Here is an 18,764-nt window from a genome sequence, read left to right on the forward strand (position 1 = left end):
GATTAATTTGACTATTCGCTTTCAAAAAACTGTCATATAAATCATTTAAAAAGGATCTTGCGACGTGATAATCCCGTCTCAGTCAATATCAAAGGAGGTCGATTAATGAGTGACCAATATAAAAACGATGAGTGCTTAGAGTGGCTCGACGCCATGGAGATCGGATTTGATTTATCCGATTATGACTCTGTATCTCATGAATGCTCTGAACAGAGCGCAGAATAGTACCAGCCAGCAGCCTATGCTGGCTATGCTCCTTACATTCCCCCCTCATGTATCAATTCCCTAACACTGTTGATTTCCGCTGATTTTGAATAGGCGATTACCTTGCGCTTTGTTACAATCCGCGCCCTGATTTCCAATAGGTAAGCTGCAATGTCTGATACTGTGCACCCATTCCAACGTTTAGGACTTTCAACCACATTAGTTAGCGCTCTGCAATCTTTAGGTTTTGAACAACCGACGGATGTTCAATCTCAAGCTATCCCGCATGTTTTGGCTGGTAAAGATGTCATGGCTGGGGCGCAAACGGGTACCGGCAAAACGGCAGCTTTCGGTTTACCTATTTTGCAACGTTTTCTTGATAACCAAGCCGAGCGAGAAACCAATAGTAAAGTTGTGCGCGCGCTTGTTTTGGTTCCGACTCGTGAGCTGGCTCAACAAGTTTTTGATAGCTTAAGTGCTTATGCACAAAGCACTACATTGAAGATCGTCACCGCGTACGGTGGAACCAGCATGCAAGTGCAAACACGTAATTTACGTGGCGGTGCGGATATTTTAATTGCGACGCCGGGGCGGTTAATTGACCATCTTTTTGTGCGCAACATTATCCTGACGCAAACCGAAGTGTTGGTGCTGGATGAAGCCGATCGCATGCTCGATATGGGGTTTTTGCCTGATATCCAACGTATTTTGAAACGCATGAATGATGAACGCCAAACGCTGTTTTTCTCGGCCACCTTTGATGACAAAATCAAAGCATTAGCACACAAAATGATGCGCGACCCTGTCGGCGTGCAAATTTCACCGGCCAACGCGACCGCTGATACTGTAAAACAGATCGTTTATCCAGTGGATAAAAAACGTAAAAGCGAGTTATTAGCTTATCTAATTGGTTCACGTAATTGGCAGCAAGTCTTGGTATTTACCAAAACTAAACAAGGTAGCGATGAGCTAGCCAAAGAACTGAAATTGGACGGCATCAAAGCGGCCTCGATCAATGGCGATAAAAGCCAAGGGGCGCGCCAAAAAGCATTGGATGATTTTAAATCAGGTAAAGTTAGAGCGTTGATCGCTACTGATGTTGCGGCTCGTGGAATTGACATTCAGCAACTTGAGCAAGTGGTTAACTACGACATGCCCTATAAAGCGGAAGATTACGTGCACCGTATTGGTCGCACAGGCCGGGCCGGGCTAACGGGTTTCGCGGTCTCTTTGATGAGCCGAGATGAAGAGTATCTGCTTGAAGCGATAGAGGCCTTACTCAATCAACGCCTGCCACAAGAGTGGTTAAAAGGGTTTGAGCCGAGTTTGTTGGAAGCCTTACCGACTGAGCGTAGCAGTCGTAAACCTAGCCGTTCAGCGGAAAAAAGAAAGATGAAAGCAAAACTAAACATCCATGCAGGTAGAGGTAAGCGATAAAGCGCCCGCTTTATCTGGCCCAGTCACATTCAATATCATACAGCAACTCATTGATGGAGTTCGGACAGAGCGTCTGAGCTTCGTCGATATGGAACTTGGCGATCATCAAGTCATTAAAGAGTTGCCAATGTTTTAGTAAGCATTGGTTCACATCTTGAGTTTCATCTGACCATGTTTCTTTTAAAAATGGTGTGAGACTTGCCGCGCCGTGCGCGTACATGATCATCTGCCATTTTATCTCCCACACCTTTATTGGTGTGGCTGAAAATTCACGGTTGTATTGCTCGGCAAGTTGTTCGACGAGCTGCTCAATTTCACCTGCACTGTCGATAAAATAATCAAACAGAGCATCTTCTTGTCTTACCGCATCGGCGATCAGTTGAATCGGCTGTTTGACGGTCAGCATATGCGCGAGCAGCCGTACAATGAACAAATACAACTGCACGTTGGCGGGGGTGTTGGCTGGGATCTCTTTCAATATATGACGTAAATAATTCTCCATATAAAGATGGAGACCATCGCTGATACTGCGCCATATTTGCTCTTTACTACCGAAATGATGACGCAGCAAACTGTGCGAAACCCCAGCTTTTTCGCTGATCGTTCGTAATGACACTCGTGCATAACCTAGCTCGCAAAACAGATCCGCAGCGACCACTAGAATGTCTCTTTTGGTTTTTTGGGCATCAGTGGCACTTCGGCGGCCTTGTTTTTTGGTCATTTTTTAACTCGTCTCATTTTTTAACGAGCGCAGTTGTACCAGATTTGAGAGGCAGTTTCACGGAAAAAACGCGTTGGCAGTCATAACCGATGATAAGGTTATGACTGCACAATGTTAATTGGATCAGAGATAAAGGGAGAGTTTGCTGATTAGAAAATCAATATCATCGCGTGAGACGTCTTTATGGGTCACAAAACGTACCGGATTGCCTGGCGAAACTTTTATTCCATCTTGCGCCAACTGATTGGTAATTGTATGGATATCGATAGAATCAGCTAATTTGGCAAATACGATGTTAGTTTGCACTAAATCTGGATTGACGGAAAACCCGTTTAAGTCCGCTAATTTGCGCGCTAAATATTGGGCATTGTCGTGATCAGTCTTCAGCTGAGTGACTTGTTCAGTCAATGCAAGATGGCCTGCTGCGGCCAAAATGCCGGCTTGACGCATGCCGCCACCGAGCATTTTTCTTAAACGTCGAGCCTTGGCAATGTAGGTTTTTGAACCCAACAGCAGCGAGCCGATAGGAGCTGAAAGCCCTTTAGATAAACAGACCGTCATTGAGTCAAAGTATTGCGCAATCTCTTTAACATCCACATCCAGCGCTACAGCGGCGTTGTATACGCGCGCGCCATCTAAATGCAGTGCCAAATGGTGTTGATCAACAAACGCTCGCGCTTGCGCTAAATAGGCGAGTGGTAGAACTTTGCCATTGATGGTGTTTTCAAGGCTAAGTAGTCGCGTGCGAGCAAAGTGGGCATCATCAGGTTTAATGGCCGCGCGCAGTTTATCGAAGTCTAACGTGCCATCAGGGTTATTTTCGATTGGCTGCGGCTGAATAGAGCCAAGAACCGCGGCGCCACCCGCTTCATATTTGTAGTTGTGCGCTTGTTGGCCACACAGGTACTCATCACCACGCTCACAATGTGACATTAAACCCAGCAGGTTGGCTTGTGTGCCTGACGTGGTAAATAGCGCCGCTTCAAAACCGTGTCGCTGCGCGGCCCACTCTTCTAAGGCGTTGACGGTTGGGTCATCGCCATACACATCATCACCCACGTCGGCATTAGCCATTGCTTCACGCATCGCGGCGGTGGGTTTAGTAACGGTATCTGATCGAAAATCCATATAATCTCCTCATGCGTTTTTCTATTTTTGCTAGAAGCATTTTCACTTAAATTCTTATCTGTGCTTGTACTTTATTGATAACTAAGCACTTTATCGATAGCTAAGTATTTTATAGATAGCCACACAGCTTCGCCTTACTTAAGCAGGCAATGGTTTTTGAATCTGTGATTTGCCCAGTGATGATTTTTTGCTCCAATTCCTGGATCGAAAGCGTCACCACCTCAATGACTTCATCATCGTCGCATGATAATCGTGCAGTTTTGCTCAACTGTTTAGCGACAAACAGGTGCTGTATTTCGTCACAAAATCCAGCTAATGGTGTGACTTGCCCTAAAGTGATCAGCTCACTTGCACTGTACCCTGTTTCTTCTTCAAGCTCACGGTGCGCGCATTCGGCTGGAAGCTCCCCCTTTTCTAAAGTGCCTGCTGGGAGCTCTAACAACCACTTTTTGAGTGAGGGGCGAAACTGATTAATCAGAATAATATCGCCTTGTTCTGTGATCGGCAAAATCACGGCCGCGCCCGGATGGACGATGGTGGTGTGCTCAATGCTTTTGCCCGTAGGAAGGGTGACATCCTCTTGCACTAATGAAATGGTTTTCCATGTATGTATGGTTTTGCTCATGCAAACTCTTCTTTAATTGTGGCTAGCCAATGACTGATATGGTGATAAGGGTTCAACCTTACCGAGAATCTGTGGCTAAGACAAAGTAAAACGATAACCTAAGTATCAATATTGCTTGCACAATCAGTGATGTCAGTCTCATATATGCAAACATTGATTTCGAAGAATTTCACAGAAAAGAGATCTGCTATAAGTGGGCGCTTATACTAAAATCTATTTGTAACAAAACAATAACAGTCGTATAAAGTTATGTATACAAACCATTTGGAGCGCTTAAGTGATCAATTTTACTCCTGCATCTCATGCGCAAAAAGCGCTACTTTCAGAGCGCATAAATAAGCTTGCTAAGGCTTTATCGGATGGTGTTTATGAGCGTGAAGACACCATCAAACTTTGTCTACTGGCTGCTTTAGCGGGGGAAAGTGTTTTCCTACTCGGCCCTCCTGGCATTGCAAAAAGTTTGATTGCGAAACGTCTGATCCAAGCCTTCGATAACAGCAGTTATTTTGAATACCTCATGACGCGTTTCTCAACACCAGAAGAGGTATTTGGTCCATTAAGCATTCAAGAATTAAAAGATAATGGGCGCTATGTTCGCCTAACCAAAGGCTATCTTCCTACCGCACAAGTGGTTTTTCTTGATGAAATTTGGAAAGCAGGCCCCGCCATTTTGAATACCTTATTAACGGTAGTGAATGAAAAGACCTTCAAAAATGGGAGCGATATTGAACGTGTACCAATGCGTCTTCTGGTTTCGGCATCGAACGAATTACCGGATGAAGAGAGTGGTTTAGACGCCTTGTACGATCGCATGTTAGTGCGTGTGTTTGTCAACCGTATTCAAAATAAGCAGAATTTCAAATCGATGCTGACCGTCGGTACGCCACAAGAAGCGCGCATCCCTGAAGGGCTTGCGATTACCGATGAAGAGTACCACTCATGGCAGCGACAACTTGACGATTTACTGTTGACAGATGACGTGTTTGAAAAGTTATTTGAGCTGAAAAACATGCTAGAGCATGCCGTTGAAAACCAGCCCGCTGCGGCAAGTATTGATATGTACGTTTCAGACCGCCGTTGGAAAAAAGCGGTGAAGCTGCTCAAAGCGAGTGCGTTTTTTAATGGCCGCGACTCAATCAACCCGCTTGATTTACTGTTGCTGCAAGATTGTCTTTGGAATAGCCCCGATTCTCGCGATATTGTGCGCCGCGTTATACGCGACTTTGCGTTGAAACATGCTTTTGACCAACAAGAAGTTGAACATCAAATCGTAGTGTGTCGTGAAGAGCTGGCTGAGATTCAAGAAGAGCTAGAGTCTGAATTTGGCATGTTGCTCTCGTTGGAAACATCATCCGGTTTGATTAAAAAGCAAGTGCATCAGTTTGATACCAAATCGGCAAAAACCTATCAGGTAGGCACCACTCATGACTTGGTCAAATTGGTATTGCTGCAAAGCAATATGTCCGTCTCTGAGGCCGAAAAAGGCGATAGCCGCTGGGTTTATGTGCCTAAAAGCGAGCTTGAAAGAACGATCAAAGAGGGGCATGGCGATGTGTATGGTTATGTGAATCAAAATACCAATTTGTGCCGTTTAAGGTTTGATTTAGATGCTGGTAATAACCTCGTTCTGAAAGATATTGCTAATCGCTCGGTGTTGGTGAGTTTGGTGACTGAGCAAGGTTTAGACGAAAGTCTTTATCAAGAGTGGCTTACGAAAGCGGATCAAGCCGTTGCACAGTTGCAACATGCCGAACACCATTTGCGTAAAGTACGTTCTAAGTTTCACGGCGCTTTGCCGCATAACTTCATTGATCCGGAGCTGCCCACCGCTATGGAAGCGACGCTGCAGCATCTGCAGCAATTACTTGAATCGACTCATACCGAATGCGAAAAAACGGTGCTTCGTTTTAAAAACCTAAACCAGTTTTTTGCGTAAGGAGAGAAGATGCTTGGTGCCGATGGTTTAAATTTAGCGTTAATGATTGCCGACTCGGGCATCATTGATACGGCAGTGAATGATTTGCTTGCGCGCTCGCAAGTGATGATGATGGCTGAAAACCGCGGCGTGGCGAATTCAGTTAAAAATCACCTAACTAAGTGGCGTGGTAGTGTCAAAAAACGCATTACAAAAGTGTGTGAAACTGAGCGTTTTCAACAAGAGCTGACCTTATATCAAGAAGTAATTCACTGGGATGAAGAGACCTTCTTTACCCGGATTAACGAGATAATCAAACAGTTGGAATGGCACTCAGCATTTTATCTCCAAGCACGTCGTTTAATCGAAAAAAACAAGGGGTTGCATAACCCCATGTTCCCTCATTTCTTTTGTGACCAATGGTATCAAAGCCTTTGCCATGCGATTAAACAAGCGCAAATCAACGAACTTGAAAGTAACAAAGAAAAAGTGTTGGCCGATTTGTACCAGCGTATGGAAACCATGAAAAACATGGATAAAGTCACGGAATCGGGTGATGAAAGCAGCGTCGGTCGCTTGTGGGATATGGCATCGGCGAAGCTCAGTAAAACAGACATTAGTGTTATGAAGCGCCATGCGGAATTTTTGAAAAAGAACAAAGGATTGCAAGAGATTGCTGAACAGCTTGGGCGCATGGCTGGCGAAGTAGATGACCCGGATCTCAACCGCACCCCAGCCGAAGCGCTGCAAATGGTGGAGGAGAAATCGGACGAAGCGACGGATGACATCGTCGGCATCCACGAAAGTGATGATCTGAACAAACTGCTGCCCAACGAAACCATGTTTCTTGCCTATCCTGAACTTGAGGTGGTTTTCTACAAGCATTTAGTGGATAAGCGTTTGATGAACTATCGCATGCAAGGCAAGTCTCGCACCTTGCGTAAAGTCAAAGCGTACCAACCAGAGCACAAACAGTTTGAGATTGAAAAAGGGCCGTTCATCGTATGTGTGGACGCTTCTGGTTCCATGAGTGGTTTCCCAGAACAGTGTGCAAAAGCGATGGCTTATGCTCTGATGCAGATCGCGCTTGCTGAGAGGCGCGAGTGCTACGTGATGCTGTTTTCTACTCAGCAAATTACCTATGAGCTGACCAAGCAAGATGGCTTGCGTGAAGCGAGTGATTTTTTAAGTTATTCATTTCACGGCGGAACGGATTTAGACCCTGTGCTAGAACAATCGGTTGAACTGATGAACAGTGACAAATACCGCAATGCAGATTTGGTCGTATTGTCGGATTTCATCGCACCTAAACCGCCGGAAGCTCTGCTAGAAAAAATCGCGACCTTAAAACATCAAAAAAATCGTTTCCATGCGGTGAGTTTGTCTCGCTATGGTAATCCACAGTTGATGGTGATGTTTGATCACTGCTGGGCATACCATCCTAATCTCGTCGGGCGACTGATGAAAAAATGGTAACGATCACTTGATAAAAACTGATGGATTGTTGCTCTAATTGTTCGCCTTCTATCCTTTGTGGGTCGATTCTTAGTCACTTGATTCATAAGTGGAAAATTTATTGTTGACTCATTTTCTTAATCCGTTAAAGTACGCCTCGTTCTCACGGCAAAGCCCGAAAGAACAATGTCAGGAGTTAGTTGCTCAGCAAGATGAGCAGAGTTATTAAAAGCTGCAAAGCAATGTTTAATAACAAATGTTTTTAATAACCAAATGTTGTTAATAACAAAGCTAGCGAATGTACTTCAAAAAATTTTCGATGGTGTGTAACTGATTCAGTTGACGGCATCGCAATCCAGAATTGCGTGCCCTGGTGGTGAAATTGGTAGACACAAGGGATTTAAAATCCCTCGACTTTCGAGTCGTGCCGGTTCAAGTCCGGCCCGGGGCACCATCTATTCTTTGCTCATTAAGAGCAACAAAAAATTAAAGGCGCGATGGCAGACTGGTTATGCAGCGGATTGCAAATCCGTGGACCTCGGTTCGACTCCGGGTCGCGCCTCCAAAAACAAAAAAAGACGCTTTTTAGCGTCTTTTTTTGATCTATGTGATTAAGAATCAACAGCCTGTTTAGAAAATAACGCCATCGGTATGATGGCGTTAACATGACATTGACAGCAATGTACAGAGGTGAGTGTTAAGCCGCCTTTTCGGTTTGATAATTTCCCAGTAGGGCACTGTAAATTTCTTGGTCGCTTAAGACGCCGACGAGCTGATTATTTTCCATCAGAAGAATCGGATTTTGAGTTCGATGTTTCAACTCAATCGCGCTACGCATATCAATATCAGGTGTTGTAATAATCATCATCGATGAATCAATGTTCGACATATCGCTGACTTGGGTATCCCAGTGGATAAGAGCGGTCGACGTTGCTCCATATAGCGTCAGAGTTTTATCATGTTGTGCGACCCAAACATCCTGTTTTTTGCAGACCTGCCAACGTTCGTCTTGTTGCTTTAACTGTTCGATGGGCTGCATTAATGAACGTCCTTTTAGTACGTTAAGAGGGTTAGTGTGTGCCACAAACTCTTTAACGTAGTCCGTTTTGGGTGTAAGGACAATTTCTTCTGGTTTACCGTGCTGAATCAGTTTTCCTGACTCCATAATCGCGATGTTATTACCTATTTTTAGTGCTTCATCTAAGTCGTGGCTAACAAATAAGATGGTTTTGTTGAGTTTGCTTTGTAGATCTAATAACTCATCTTGCAGTTGCGCACGAATCAGCGGATCAAGTGCTGAGAATGGCTCGTCCATTAACAGGATGTCACTGTCCATTGCAAAAGCACGCGCTAAACCGACACGTTGCTGCATGCCGCCAGAAAGTTCGTGGGGGAATTTATCTTCCCATTCAGCAAGGCCAACCATTGTTAGCTGTTCACGAGCACGTTGGTGGCGTTTTTTCTTACTCATTCCTTGCATTTCTAAGCCAAACGCCACGTTATCTAAAACCGATAACCAAGGCATAAGGGCAAACTTTTGAAACACCATCGAGACACGATTTGTCCTTAAATGCTGAAGCGTTGCTTTATCACAGCTGGCAAGGTCAACAAAGCGTTCGCTATCTTTTAATTCTAATGATCCTCGGCTGATGGTATTTAAGCCATTCACCGCGCGCAGCAAGCTCGATTTCCCTGAACCAGACAGCCCCATCAAGACGCAAATCTCGCCTTCTTTAACAGTAAGGCTGACATTGTTTACCCCTACGACTTGACCGCAGGCATCGATAATCTCTTGGCGAGATTCACCCGCGTCGAGTCGTTGCAGTGCTTCATTTGGGTTCTGACCAAAGATAACATCGAGGTTTTTAATGGTAATCGCATCCATGATTATGCGTCCTTATTATTTTGATGTGGGGTTTTGCATAAACGATCAAGAATGATGGCGACTAAAACGATGGCTAAACCAGCTTCAAAACCTTGAGAAATATTGACGGTGTTGAGTGCACGAATCACGGGTTTGCCAAGGCCGTCAGCACCAACTAAGGCGGCAATCACAACCATGGAAAGTGATAACATAATGCACTGAGTGATCCCTGCCATTATGCTGGGTAGCGCTGCTGGCAACTCCACTTTGAGCAGTAAGTTCATACGGCTAGAGCCGAATGCTTTACCCGCTTCAACTAACTCTTCCGGTACCTTAGTAATCCCAAGATAGGTGAGGCGAATGGGGGCGGCGATGGCAAAGATAATGGTCGAAATGAGCCCCGGAACAATACCCAAACCGAACAGAACTAGCGTTGGAATGAGGTAAACAAAGGTTGGTACCGTTTGCATTAAGTCAAGAATTGGGCGCATCAGCGTATAAAGCCATGGTCGATGCGCGGCGATAATGCCCAATGGTACGCCAATTAATACGGAAATCGTTGTCGCGGCAAACACCAAGACAAAGGTTTCCAGCATTTCTTGCCAGTAGCCAAGGTTTAGAATAAGCAGTAGGGCAGCAATAACAAATACCACCAATGAAATCTGACGATGTAGATACCATGCAATGGCTGCGGTGACTAAAATCGGCACGGCAGGGGGCATCCATTTAAACACATCAACTAAAGATAAAATGATGGTCTCAAGTAAGTAGGAAACAGTATCAAAAAATGTGGCTGCATGGATGGTCAGCCAGTCAACGCCACTTTCCATCCAACGACCTAAGGGGATTTTGTTCTCTGTAATAAAATTCACGGTATAGCCTTTTGGAAGGTGAAATGCTCACCTCCTCCTTTAAATTAATTTATGCTTTAAATGGCGCTAAATAGTTGCTAATAGCTTGTTGTGCAGGTGCTCCAGCTTTGGTTTTTACATTCTTTAGCCATGGAACAATACTTTCTGGATGTTTGATTAACCATTGGCGAGCGGCTTGTTCTGGTAACACGCCTTGGTTGAGAATGGATTCCATCAGTTGGTTTTCCATTTCAAGCGAGAAGGATAGGTTTTTTAATAAATTACCGACATTTGGGCATTGTGCTAGGTAGTTTTGACGCACATTGGTGTAGACATTTGCACCACCGTAGTTTGGGCCAAAGTAATCGTCACCGCCATCAAGGTATTCTATTTCAACATTGCTGTTCATTGGGTGTGGAGCCCAACCTAGAAACACAATCCACTGATTACGACGTACTGAGCGTGCCACTTGTGACACCATGCCCGCTTCACTTGACTCAACAACGCTAAAATCTTTCAGCTCAAAAGCGTTTTCATCAACCATCGATTGGATCAAGCGATTACCGTCATTGCCCGGTTCAATACCATAGATTTTGCCGCGAAATTTATCTGAAAATTGAGCGATATCAGCAAACGATTGGACACCGGCATCATAAACGTACTTAGGCACAGCGAGTGTGTATTTTCCTCCTTCCAAGTTAGCGCGCAGAGTTTCAACCGTTCCAGCTTCACGGTATTTGGCAATATCGCCTTCCATGGTTGGCATCCAATTACCGAGGAATACATCAATGTCACCGTTTGCCATAGATGAGTAGGTCACGGGTACTGAGAGTAAATCGATTTTTGTCTGATAGCCTAACCCTTTGAGCAGCTCTGTGGTTATTGCTGTCGTGGCGGTAATGTCTGTCCAACCCACATCAGCAAAGCGCACCGTATCGCATTGATTGGCGTAAGCGTTGGCGCTGAGCAGAGTCGTCATTGTAAGTGTGAGCACGGTTTTTTTAGTAATAGACATGTTATTTCCTTGTATTTTTGACTGACTTTATAAATTTTATGAGTAAGCGTCCGGCTTTCTCATTGGTGGTTTTATTCTTTGTTTGGTTTGCCAATCTGGTGCAATCCATACTGGAGCTTCAGTACTGGCTAATAGCGGTTTGCCTAAAATAAGATCGGCGGCGCGCTCTGCGACCATGATGGTTGGCGCATTCAGGTTCCCGTTGGGAATGCTTGGGAATATCGAGGAATCCACCACGCGTAAAGCTTGAATTCCGCGCACTTGGCATTGGTCATTCACTACGGCCATTGGGTCGTCATCTGCGCCCATTTTGCAGCTGCAAGAGGGGTGATAAGCGCTTTCCACATTCTGTTTGACCCATGAATCAATATCGTCATCGCTTTGGATCTCTTCCCCCGGTTGAATTTCTTCACCCCGATAACTATCCAATGCTGGTTGCGCTAGAATTTCGCGGGTGAGACGAATGCAATCGCGCCAATCTTGGCGATCTTGTTCGGTTGATAGGTAATTAAATGCGATAGAGGGTGAAACCGTTGGATCGCGAGAGACAATTTGTACTTGTCCTCGGCTTTCTGGCTTATTGGGCCCCACATGAACTTGGAAGCCGTGACCATCAAAGGCCGCTTGGCCGTCGTACCGCATTGCAGCAGGTAAAAAGTGGTATTGAATATTTGGCCATTTGAGCCCTGCGCGAGAGCGAATAAACGCGCACGACTCGAAGTGGTTGGTTGCCCCTAATCCTTTACGAGTTAAGATCCATTCAGTGCCGATAAGCCCCTTGCTGATTAAACCGAGTTTACTGTTTAGTGTGATCGGTTGTTTACAATGGTATTGAAAATAGATCTCTAAGTGATCTTGCAGGTTTTGACCCACGCCAGGCAGGTCTTGCTCCAGTTTCACACCAACTTGTTCAATCAGCGCTTTAGGGCCAATACCCGAAAGTTGCAAAAGTTGAGGAGAGCCAATAGAACCAGCACTTGAGATCACTTCTCGCAAGCAAAACGCTTGTTGGATCTTGCCTGATTTTTCAAACTCAACGCCGATGGCCTTTTGCTCTTCAATCAAGATTTTATGTGTCACAATTCCTGTCTTTACGGTGAGGTTCGGGCGCTTCATCGCGCGGCGTAAATAGGCATTGGACGTTGAGGCGCGAACTCCAGAATCTACCGTCATATGCATTGGTCCGAAACCTTCCTGCTGATAAGCATTGTAATCGTCAGTTTCTGGATAACCGGCTTCTTTGCCCGCATCGATGAAGGCTTGATAAAGTGGGTTCAATTGCATGTCGTTACCGTTACAAGTACCGACGGGCCCGTTGCCGCCACGATAAGCGTTATCGCCACCTATCCAAGATTCAGCGCGGCGAAAATAGGGTAAACAATTTTGATAATTCCAACCTTTAGCGCCCAGTGATTCCCATTCATCAAAATCGCAAGCGTGGCCGCGTACGTATACCATGCCATTGATCGAAGAACTGCCTCCGAGTACTTTGCCTCGTGGACAATGTAATTTACGCCCGTCGAGATCGGGCTCTGACTCGGTTTCAAATTGCCATGCGTATTTTTCGCTGTTCATCGGGTAAGAAAGGGCGGTTGGCATTTGAATGAAAATGCTTTTATCGCTACCACCGGCTTCGAGCAGTAAAACTTGATGCTCGCCAGACTCGGTTAAGCGATCGGCAAGAACACAGCCTGCTGAGCCCGCACCGACGATAATGTAATCAAAGTGATTTAACATAGAAGGCTCCTTTGACGATTAAGCATATGGGCTAGCAAAATCATCTAGCTCCACTAAAATGCTTTTGGTTTGGGTATAGTGCTTAAGGGTTTCTATGCCATTTTCACGGCCAATTCCGGAATGCTTATAACCACCAACAGGCATTTCTGCCGGAGAGTCTCCCCAAGTATTTATCCAGCAGATCCCGGCTTGAAGTTGGTGAATTACTCGGTGTGCACGTGAAAGGTTCTGTGTGAACACTCCTGCCGCTAAGCCATATTGAGTACCATTCGCGCGCGCGATCACTTCGTCTTCATCGCTAAATTTAAGCACTGACATTACAGGGCCAAAGATTTCTTGCTGCACGTGAGGCATGTCATCAGTGCAATCAATGAAAACGGTTGGTGCAACAAAGTTGCCCTTATCTAGGCCGTTATCGGTAACTTGATAACCGCCAGTGAGCAAAGTTGCTTGGCTGGTTTTGGCTTGCTCAATCGCTGTGAGTACTTTGTTTAAATGAGGTTTGGAAATTAACGCGCCAATCTGGGTGTTGATATCCATAGGATCGCCAATCACTAATTGTTCAGTACGCAGCTTAAGCTGAGCGACAAACGCATCGTAGAGGCTGTCGTGTACGAAAACGCGCGTCCCATGGGTACACACTTCACCTTGAGTATAAAAGTTTGCCACCATGGCGGCGGAGACAGCTTGATCAAGCTTGGCATCATCAAAAATAATGAGCGGTGACTTTCCGCCCAATTCCATAGTGACAGACTTCAAGCTGCGAGCGCTGTCTGCCATCACGGCTTTCCCGGTGCCCGATTCACCGGTAAAAGAGACTTTGGCAATATCAGGGTGGGCTGTCAGCATTTGACCTACGCGGTAATCACCTTGAACCACGTTAAAGACGCCGTCTGGCACTCCGGCTTCACTGAAGATCTCTGCCAGTTTTAATGCGCTTAATGGCGTTTCCTCTGAGGGCTTGAAAATCATCACATTGCCGGCAGCCAATGCTGGCGCTGATTTCCACATCGCGATTTGAATCGGATAATTCCATGCGCCAATGCCCGCGCAGATGCCTAATGGCTCGCGGCGAGTATAAAAAAACTGATGGTCGTTGAGCGGCTGTTGCTCGCCTTGAAGCGAGGGGGCTAAGTTCGCAAAGTACTCAATGACGTCTGCGCCAGTCGCAATATCAACGCAATTGGCTTCTTGAATCGGCTTACCGGTATCGAGAACTTCAAGTACAGCAAGTTCATCGTTTCGTTCTCTAAGTATTTTTACTGCTTTTAGCAAAATACGGCTGCGTTCTGTTGCGGTCATTCTTGACCATACCGCGAATCCTTGCTTGGCTGATGTGATAGCTTGTTCAATATCATTGGCACTGGCGTGCTGCAATCTTGCTATCACTTCACCTGTTGCTGGGTTGTAGGTATCGAAACGTTCTCCTGAAGTCGCAGATCGGAGCGTTCCGTTGATATAAAGCGATTGTATTTCCATTTTAAGGCCTGAAGTGAGTTGTTATTGCGCGTAAAACGCTAATTGTTTATTGAGGTAATCGTTAATGATGGAATGTGCTTGAGCAGGGTCTATCCCTTTGGGGTTTAATGCTCCGCGTAGCCAAATGCCATCAATCAGTGACGCGATACCATGAGCCACGAGGTTGACTTGTTCTGATGGGAGCAGCTGCTTGAGTTCAATCTTAAGATGAGAAAGTAAACGCTGTTCATTGACGTATTGCAGGCGATTTAATTGTGCGTCGTGCATGGAGTAAGCCCAAAACGCTAACCATGTTTTAACGACTTGGTTTTCTGCTTGGAACCCTTTGAAATTGCCGGTTACGATGGCATTAATGCGTTCGTAATGAGCCTCTTTTGGGAGTTGGTTTAAATGCTGAGTGATGGTGGTTGAAAGCTCACGTAAAACAACACGCATTGTCTCTTCCAATAATCCATGTTTGCCGCCAAAGTAGTGATTGATAATCCCTGTCGAGACACCTGCTTCTTTGCTGATTAAAGCGATACTTGCGCCATGTAATCCAACGCGTTCAATGACTGTCATTGTTGCGGCGACAAGTTGAGGTTTGCGTATGTCTGGCATCCCTACCTTTGGCATAATTCATCCTGATTATTTTATATTGAACGATTAGTTAAATATAAAATGCCACGATAATGTTTAGAGTTCAAATCTATTTTGAATGATAATTGCCATTAAATTTATATGGTTAATGATAAATATTGCTTTAATTCAATTGATTACAATTAATTTTTCATAATTGCTTAGTGTGAAAAATATTTGAAGTCACCGTGTTTTTTGTTCGGTGCTAGCTTCTATCGTTCATCGAAGAAATCCTTATTGCGGATGTATTTACTCATGAGGTGGTAAGAGAAGGGGCGAACTAGCCAGCTCAATAAAGACCTGCCTAATCGAATGAACGTTGGTGTGTTTTCGTAAATACGCCCATTGTAAAGCCACAGCAATTTACCCACATGCCAATAGATTAAAGGAATGGGTGGCATAAAGGTGACGATATCGAGGTCACAACAAATACGATAGGTTTTGTGGCTAAGCGCGTAGCGTTGACGAAAACGCCAATTACCAATCGCGGGTTGGCCGAATGTCACAATGCGTTTGATGCATTTTGGGTATTTCTTTTCGATGTAGTCAGCAAAAATACACCCAATAGCCCCACCCGAAGAGTGACCAGTGATGGCAATGCGTTTGCCGCTCTCGATCAGAGGAACAACGACGGCTTCCAGCCGTTGTAAAACCGATAGGCCGAGTTTATCTTCGTTGCGCGTTGGCAGGCTCTCTTGATGCAGGAGATGGTAAAAGCCCGCATGGATACGGTAATCCAATCCTAAGTGTTTGCAACTGCGTGTCCACATTGCAAAGTTCAAAAGCCAATCACTGACACTGTGCGAACCTTTGATGACCACCACGGCCTCTTCTTGGTTTTTACTCCACAGCACTCGAATCATGATTTTACCAAACTGGTTACGGATGATGTGCTGACCGTTCGGATCAAAACCGTAACGTGTCTGCCTAAACACTCTGGGATAAGCAAGGTTGCACAGCACGGCATAGCGTTCGTATTGATAGCGTTTAAGTGGTTTCACATGACAGCTCTCGAAGATATTGAGCTAACGTAGCGATTGAATGTGAATGCTTTATGAATGATGCAGTTTTGGGTGGGGGAGTATTTATATTTAAATGCTGTCAGCCATAAAGATGCGAAGGACAGAATGTCAAAATTCCCTCCCCTTCAAGGGGTAGGGCCTGCACACCCCCTCCTAACCTCCCCCTGAAAGGGGGAGGAACAGAACGGTTCAGCTTCCACTCTGGAGCATAATGGGGCAAAAATGAGCCAGCGAAGATCGGCCTGACAAAAGTTTGGACAAAAATGAGTTACAGCACACCTATAGAATCAACGACATTCAATTTGCATCTTCTGAACAAATTGAATGAAATTGTCTTTTGCAAAGCTCTCTAACTGCTCATTCCAAATTAGACCGACATCCCATGAGCTATTTTTCCCTGACAGTTCCCAAAAAGCGACATGCTCATTCGCAATATGCTTTACACTTGCAGGAACAATAGTGAACCCCAAATTTGCTGATACTAGTGCCAACAATGTTTGAATATCATCGGCCTCCTGAACTACATTCAGTTTTTTCTCATGCTCCTCTAATAGCATGTTTATTTGTTGGCTTAGCCCCTTACCTCGCTCAGGATTAAGCTGTAAATAATCGATTGAATCTAACGAAAACCACAGTTTGTTTTTGTCTATGATTTGACTTCTATGCGTCGCAAGCACTAGATGATCTGTACAGAGCTTCACGCCCTTCAGCGGAGCTACAGTTGGTAGTCGACTAAAACTGAGATGAAGATCCCCTAGAAGTAGAAATTCTGACTGCTTTTGAGATGGTATATCGTTAAGCGTAATGTGGATCTCTGGGTAGTGTTTTTTAAACTTAGCTATGTAATCTGGTGCAAGGTGGTAGGAAGATATGCCAAAACCTATATTGAGATTTCCTGCAATTCCCTTGGCGACTCGTTGAGTTAGAGATTTATAAGATTCAAAACTTGATACAATTCGTTGCGCTTCAGGTAAAAGAGCTACGCCTGCCGCAGTTAGACTGGCCCCTTGTCTTCCTCTCTCGAATAAAACCACTCCACAAAAAGCTTCAAGGCGCTGAATCTTCTTAGTTAAAGCTGACTGAGTGATGTGTAAGTGCTCTGAAGCTACTCGATAGTTACCATCTACCGCTAACTGGCAGAATGTGCGTAAATCGACAAAATCCATTCCATGTGCTCATTAATTATAGGAATTTTATTCATTATACGGAATCAAAGGAGCTTTTTAAAATGGTTGAAATTCACCAAGTAAAAGGAACAATTATGAAAGATATCCGTGTTGCGACTGTCCAATTTAACCACCATGCGAACGACAAAAACTACAACTTATCAGTTATTCAAAGTTACGTAGAAAAGGCTGCTAAACAAGGGGTAAAAATCATCGCCTTCCCTGAAATGTGTGTGACTGGTTATTGGCATGTTTCGAAACTTAAGAAATCAGAGATCAATGATTTGTCCGAGTTTATTCCACAAGGGGAAACGTCCCAACGCTTGCTAAAAATGTCTGAACAATACCAACTCAGTATCGGCGCAGGTTTAATTGAAAAGGACAAGGACGGAAATCTCTATAATTCTTACGTAATGGCAATGCCTGATGGCCAGATATCCAAACACAGAAAGCTGCATACGTTTGTCAGCAAACACATGAGAAGTGGCAATGAATACACTGTGTTTGATACGCCACATGGATGCCGTGTAGGAATCCTGATTTGCTGGGATAATAATTTAGTCGAGAATGTTCGAATAACAGCATTAAAAGGGGCTGATATACTAGTCGCGCCTCATCAAACAGGCGGAACGAACTCTCGCAGCCCTAATGCGATGGGGTTGATTGATCCCCAGCTTTGGCATAATCGTCACCAAGATCCAGATTCGATTCGTTCTGAAATGCAAGGTTCTAAGGGAAGAAAGTGGTTAATGCGTTGGCTACCCGCGCGTGCACATGACAATGGTATGTTCCTGATCTTTAGTAACGGTGTTGGGGTTGATATGGATGAAGTTAGAACGGGGAATGCGATGGTGCTCAATCCCTATGGTGAAATTATCGCTGAAACTGACTGCATCGATAATGATATGGTTATTGCCGATCTCAATGCGAAAGATTTAAATATGTGTACAGGCAGACGCTGGATCAGAGGTCGTAGACCTAATCTATACGCTCCCTTAACGATGGAAGGGAATGAACTGACGCCTTATCAGGCAAGATTCTCGACACAAAAATAGATGGCGTAACTTATTGAGTGGTCGCCAACGAGTAATACGTTGGCGATTATGATTATATTGTTTCATAAAGAACCCCTAACAAACTTTGGGGCAAAAACATTCCAACAAACTATATCGCTCATCATAAATAGCATACCCAATACTCACGAAATTAATTCCCTCCCCCTAAATAGAGGAGGAACAGCGTCGTCATAAGCTTCTACTCGAAAGCATAATGAGCGTGTTTAAGTTGTTTATATAACTTCTGCCAAGTGCTTTGGCAGAGGAAAACTGACAAATTTTGTTGTAAATGATCAGGTTTGATTGGAAGTGATCATACTATATAAATTATCTTCCTATACCTGTCGTCTCCTAGTATTTACGATAAGGTGTTTATTTCTATCTGATATTCCTCTTTATGGCTACCTCTTTAGGGTAGTTTGAGTTTGTAATTGATTTACATCAGTAATTCATTTTCTTTCATAATTAAAAA

The 18,764-nt window shown here is 44.6% G+C and carries 15 protein-coding genes and 2 tRNA genes; 6 read left to right on the plus strand and 11 right to left on the minus strand.

From position 1 onward, the window contains the following. Window positions 1–375 precede the first annotated feature (375 nt). Window positions 376–1,641: a DEAD/DEAH box helicase gene (locus AACT42_RS24060; protein ID WP_094125726.1), complete on the plus strand. Its 1,266-nt coding sequence runs from the start codon at window positions 376–378 to the stop codon at window positions 1,639–1,641. 10 nt (window positions 1,642–1,651) lie between these two features. On the opposite strand, the gene AACT42_RS24065 is transcribed toward AACT42_RS24060, so the two are convergent. From AACT42_RS24065 to AACT42_RS24075, 3 genes are all read right to left on the minus strand, one after another. Further along, a complete protein-coding gene (locus AACT42_RS24065) occupies window positions 1,652–2,362 on the minus strand; it encodes a TetR/AcrR family transcriptional regulator (protein WP_094133666.1) in 711 nt (236 codons plus the stop codon). 123 nt (window positions 2,363–2,485) lie between these two features. Beyond that, window positions 2,486–3,490 carry a low-specificity L-threonine aldolase gene (gene ltaE, locus AACT42_RS24070; protein WP_017043160.1) on the minus strand — a complete coding sequence of 335 codons (1,005 nt, stop codon included), beginning with the start codon at window positions 3,488–3,490 and terminating at the stop codon, window positions 2,486–2,488. A 109-nt stretch (window positions 3,491–3,599) separates the two neighbouring features. Then, the gene (locus AACT42_RS24075) at window positions 3,600–4,115 is read right to left on the minus strand and encodes an NUDIX hydrolase (protein WP_017048791.1); all 516 of its coding nucleotides are present in this window, start codon (window positions 4,113–4,115) and stop codon (window positions 3,600–3,602) included. A 277-nt stretch (window positions 4,116–4,392) separates the two neighbouring features. Between AACT42_RS24075 and AACT42_RS24080 the strand changes: the two genes are divergently transcribed. From AACT42_RS24080 to AACT42_RS24095, 4 genes are all read left to right on the plus strand, one after another. After that, on the plus strand, window positions 4,393–6,051 hold the full coding sequence (locus AACT42_RS24080) for an ATPase RavA domain-containing protein (RefSeq protein ID WP_094133667.1): 1,659 nt from the start codon (window positions 4,393–4,395) through the stop codon (window positions 6,049–6,051). Window positions 6,052–6,060: 9 nt separating this feature from the next. Next, entirely contained in the window at window positions 6,061–7,506 is a 1,446-nt protein-coding gene (viaA, locus tag AACT42_RS24085; RefSeq protein ID WP_094168066.1) for an ATPase RavA stimulator ViaA, read from the plus strand. 346 nt (window positions 7,507–7,852) lie between these two features. Then, window positions 7,853–7,939, plus strand: a tRNA-Leu gene (locus AACT42_RS24090). A 37-nt stretch (window positions 7,940–7,976) separates the two neighbouring features. After that, window positions 7,977–8,050: transfer RNA gene (locus AACT42_RS24095), tRNA-Cys, on the plus strand. Window positions 8,051–8,182: 132 nt separating this feature from the next. Here the strand turns inward: AACT42_RS24095 and choV are convergent. The 8 genes from choV to AACT42_RS24135 form a co-directional block, all read right to left on the minus strand. Next, on the minus strand, window positions 8,183–9,370 hold the full coding sequence (choV, locus tag AACT42_RS24100; RefSeq protein ID WP_094168067.1) for a choline ABC transporter ATP-binding protein: 1,188 nt from the start codon (window positions 9,368–9,370) through the stop codon (window positions 8,183–8,185). 2 nt (window positions 9,371–9,372) lie between these two features. After that, window positions 9,373–10,221 carry a choline ABC transporter permease subunit gene (gene choW / locus AACT42_RS24105; RefSeq protein WP_017048787.1) on the minus strand — a complete coding sequence of 283 codons (849 nt, stop codon included), beginning with the start codon at window positions 10,219–10,221 and terminating at the stop codon, window positions 9,373–9,375. A gap of 49 nt (window positions 10,222–10,270) precedes the next feature. Beyond that, window positions 10,271–11,215: a choline ABC transporter substrate-binding protein gene (locus AACT42_RS24110; RefSeq protein ID WP_094131628.1), complete on the minus strand. Its 945-nt coding sequence runs from the start codon at window positions 11,213–11,215 to the stop codon at window positions 10,271–10,273. Window positions 11,216–11,251: 36 nt separating this feature from the next. Continuing rightward, window positions 11,252–12,952, minus strand: a complete 1,701-nt coding sequence (gene betA, locus AACT42_RS24115; RefSeq protein WP_094131629.1) for a choline dehydrogenase — start codon at window positions 12,950–12,952, stop codon at window positions 11,252–11,254. Window positions 12,953–12,970: 18 nt separating this feature from the next. Further along, window positions 12,971–14,431 carry a betaine-aldehyde dehydrogenase gene (gene betB / locus AACT42_RS24120; protein ID WP_094131630.1) on the minus strand — a complete coding sequence of 487 codons (1,461 nt, stop codon included), beginning with the start codon at window positions 14,429–14,431 and terminating at the stop codon, window positions 12,971–12,973. A 21-nt stretch (window positions 14,432–14,452) separates the two neighbouring features. After that, window positions 14,453–15,046: a transcriptional regulator BetI gene (betI, locus tag AACT42_RS24125; protein WP_094131631.1), complete on the minus strand. Its 594-nt coding sequence runs from the start codon at window positions 15,044–15,046 to the stop codon at window positions 14,453–14,455. 215 nt (window positions 15,047–15,261) lie between these two features. Further along, on the minus strand, window positions 15,262–16,050 hold the full coding sequence (locus AACT42_RS24130; protein WP_094131632.1) for a lipase family protein: 789 nt from the start codon (window positions 16,048–16,050) through the stop codon (window positions 15,262–15,264). A 308-nt stretch (window positions 16,051–16,358) separates the two neighbouring features. Then, window positions 16,359–17,237, minus strand: a complete 879-nt coding sequence (locus tag AACT42_RS24135; protein ID WP_094131633.1) for a LysR family transcriptional regulator — start codon at window positions 17,235–17,237, stop codon at window positions 16,359–16,361. A gap of 62 nt (window positions 17,238–17,299) precedes the next feature. Here AACT42_RS24135 and AACT42_RS24140 point away from each other — a divergent pair, with 62 nt between their 5' ends. Next, window positions 17,300–18,292 (plus strand): nitrilase family protein, encoded by a 993-nt coding sequence (locus AACT42_RS24140; RefSeq protein WP_094131634.1) that lies wholly within the window; start codon window positions 17,300–17,302, stop codon window positions 18,290–18,292. Window positions 18,293–18,764: the final 472 nt, after the last annotated feature.

The sequence above is a fragment of the Vibrio sp. V15_P4S5T153 genome (assembly GCF_963874485.1).
Lineage (GTDB): Bacteria > Pseudomonadota > Gammaproteobacteria > Enterobacterales > Vibrionaceae > Vibrio > Vibrio anguillarum.

Coding starts and splice junctions, on each gene's coding strand:
- AACT42_RS24060 (WP_094125726.1), top strand. CDS start 376: ATGTCTGATACTGTGCACCCATTCCAACGTTTAGGACTTTCAACCACA.
- AACT42_RS24065 (WP_094133666.1), bottom strand. CDS start 2,362: ATGACCAAAAAACAAGGCCGCCGAAGTGCCACTGATGCCCAAAAAACC.
- ltaE (WP_017043160.1), bottom strand. CDS start 3,490: ATGGATTTTCGATCAGATACCGTTACTAAACCCACCGCCGCGATGCGT.
- AACT42_RS24075 (WP_017048791.1), bottom strand. CDS start 4,115: ATGAGCAAAACCATACATACATGGAAAACCATTTCATTAGTGCAAGAG.
- viaA (WP_094168066.1), top strand. CDS start 6,061: ATGCTTGGTGCCGATGGTTTAAATTTAGCGTTAATGATTGCCGACTCG.
- choV (WP_094168067.1), bottom strand. CDS start 9,370: ATGGATGCGATTACCATTAAAAACCTCGATGTTATCTTTGGTCAGAAC.
- AACT42_RS24110 (WP_094131628.1), bottom strand. CDS start 11,215: ATGTCTATTACTAAAAAAACCGTGCTCACACTTACAATGACGACTCTG.
- betA (WP_094131629.1), bottom strand. CDS start 12,952: ATGTTAAATCACTTTGATTACATTATCGTCGGTGCGGGCTCAGCAGGC.
- betB (WP_094131630.1), bottom strand. CDS start 14,431: ATGGAAATACAATCGCTTTATATCAACGGAACGCTCCGATCTGCGACT.
- betI (WP_094131631.1), bottom strand. CDS start 15,046: ATGCCAAAGGTAGGGATGCCAGACATACGCAAACCTCAACTTGTCGCC.
- AACT42_RS24135 (WP_094131633.1), bottom strand. CDS start 17,237: ATGGATTTTGTCGATTTACGCACATTCTGCCAGTTAGCGGTAGATGGT.
- AACT42_RS24140 (WP_094131634.1), top strand. CDS start 17,300: ATGGTTGAAATTCACCAAGTAAAAGGAACAATTATGAAAGATATCCGT.